5 protein-coding genes are annotated in these 2,126 nt (G+C 36.1%); all 5 read right to left on the reverse strand.

What is annotated here, in order from left to right; all coding sequences use genetic code 11:
• On the reverse strand, nt 1-171 hold a 171-nt coding region (locus Q0212_RS16795; RefSeq protein ID WP_367175755.1), incomplete at its 3' end, for a M14-type cytosolic carboxypeptidase.
• Between the two features lie 536 nt (nt 172-707).
• Nucleotides 708-1,010, reverse strand: a complete 303-nt coding sequence (locus Q0212_RS08060; protein WP_297924331.1) for a phage holin family protein — start codon at nt 1,008-1,010, stop codon at nt 708-710.
• Nucleotides 1,003-1,173, reverse strand: a complete 171-nt coding sequence (locus Q0212_RS08065; protein WP_297924333.1) for a hypothetical protein — start codon at nt 1,171-1,173, stop codon at nt 1,003-1,005. Before Q0212_RS08065 ends, Q0212_RS08060 begins: the two co-directional genes overlap by 8 nt.
• A gap of 110 nt (nt 1,174-1,283) precedes the next feature.
• On the reverse strand, nt 1,284-1,685 hold the full coding sequence (locus tag Q0212_RS08070) for a DUF5675 family protein (protein ID WP_297924335.1): 402 nt from the start codon (nt 1,683-1,685) through the stop codon (nt 1,284-1,286).
• On the reverse strand, nt 1,685-1,903 hold the full coding sequence (locus Q0212_RS08075) for a hypothetical protein (protein ID WP_297924337.1): 219 nt from the start codon (nt 1,901-1,903) through the stop codon (nt 1,685-1,687). The genes Q0212_RS08070 and Q0212_RS08075 overlap by 1 nt, the downstream gene beginning before the upstream one ends.
• Between the last annotated feature and the right edge of the window lie 223 nt (nt 1,904-2,126).

Raw genomic sequence — 2,126 nt, forward strand, 5'->3', positions numbered from 1 at the left:
TTTAAAAAAGAACCACTGTGAATAACCATTTGTATTTATATCATTTTGTAACAAAAGATTATATTCAGTATCTGTGACTTTAGAAACTAACGACAAATTCCCACACTCGAATCGAGACTCAAAGACCAGAGTGCGATCAGCTGCATTTTTTGGAATATAAAATTGTTTAATTTGCTACTCCTAGACTTTTTGGTTACTCTGACCCACAGTTCCTGGAGGCTTTGTACTCGGCTGAGTAAGTTTGGTAACATCGCAAGCCCAGATGTTCCAGTTCTATTCCACATCATCTATTTTGCAATAAGAGGTTTACTCATATTTTCTGTATATTATATTGTCAAACGCATCCCCAATCCAATTAAAATATGTTTTGTCTTATTATGGCTTAGACTAAAGAGGAGCATCCAAAGGCTGAAAGTTAGGTATGATGCCTACAAAGCTAGGCAAAGGAAGCATCGGCATTAGGGATTTTGGCTAATTATCGATTTGTTTGGGAAGAAGCATGAGCGGAGGAGGAATGAGATGCTTGGAGACGAGAACATCGTGCGATTATTCAGATTATAATAGAGAATGGTTTTAAAGTTCAGGCGAATCATCCCGAATTTTGTCAACACTATCCATTATTTTATCTATTCATTTACATTAATCACAACAATAAAAACAGGAAACTAATCATAGAAACTATAGTATAGATTACAAAATAGTTTGGATCATCTTTCATAATCTTTTAATCCGTATTTGTCTTTTAACATCATTAACGACCTCGTACCCAAATGACCTGCAACACCCGCACCAGCCAACGACATAATAATAGGCATATCAGTTGCAACAAAAAACAATCCAAATACAACACCAACAAAAGCACTGCATATAAACTCAATCCAGAATGATGACCATTTAAATTTTTTACCTGTTTTTATTGTTGTTAGATAATTAACAACTCCGCCCAATCCTGCTAATGATGCAAATGCCATTAACTGTTGAAAAAATGATAACTCTGGCTCTTTAGGCATTGTCGCTACTTCCCTGTTCTTTTAGTAATATCCCAATAGCAGCAAATACGGCACTCGCTGTCAGTGCATGAGCTGAAAATGCGGGTACACTTGCTAAAGCTGCACTGGCTGCTGACAGGCTTGCCCACGTTGACGGCTCTTTTAATCGTTTTAGTAAATACATAACACACCCCAAAAGTCAGGCCATGCTTAAAAATATACCACATGGTAAAATTTAGGCAATAAAAAAGCCTCTTTCGAGGAATAAAGGTGAGTCCGTTCCCATCACATGAATTAAACAATCTTTAGCTCAGCCTGTTTAGCTTCTTTAATCATTTTTGTAATTAACGCAACAGCTGGCGCACAATTACTAATTGCGTTCATGTGTCGAACCATGCCAACCAAAACGCAACCCTCTGTATTTTTTTCAGTATTGCCGCCATGAATCCGCACACCTGAAAACTCTGGCACATTCAACAACAAGGGCAACTCTTTCTTGAATCTTGACGACATCGTAACGATCACAGTATAAGTTCCTGCTTTAATCGCTGTCTCGTTCTTAATCTTCTTATCTCGAATAGCATCTTCTAGCGTATAACAAATAAATTCACGCTCATTTTTATCGTTGATTTTAAACAATCTGCCATGCGTTTGTTTGTCTGTTTTGATCTCGCGAATTAATAAAAATTTTAACATCAAATTCCCCTTAGCAGACTTAAAACTTCATTTTCTATCTGATTCTGCATTGATTTATTAAACCACGTTTTTTTATATAACTCGTCAATTAAAATTATTAATTCTTGAGTATTTTTGATCGTCTTTAAACACCGAGTTAATAATACATGACCAGTTAATAAGCTAGTAAAAATCGCATTGCCACCGATTATATCTAAAACAACACCCTCGCTAGCCATTTCTTGTACTCATTTTTACGGTGATACAAAATTTATAGCACAAAATTAAAATAAATCAAAAAATTGCCCTCATAACGAGGGCTTTTTTATTTTCGCTTCTCAAGCCACTTAAGATATTTATCTAAAAACGCTTCGTACTGCTCAGGCTTGCCAAAAACCTCGTATCCGCCAGCTAAGCCGACAATAAAATTAATATCGTTTGGCTCGCTAATCGTTTGAACGT

This window comes from uncultured Agitococcus sp., assembly GCF_937920075.1.
In the GTDB taxonomy this organism is placed as follows: domain Bacteria; phylum Pseudomonadota; class Gammaproteobacteria; order Pseudomonadales; family Moraxellaceae; genus Agitococcus.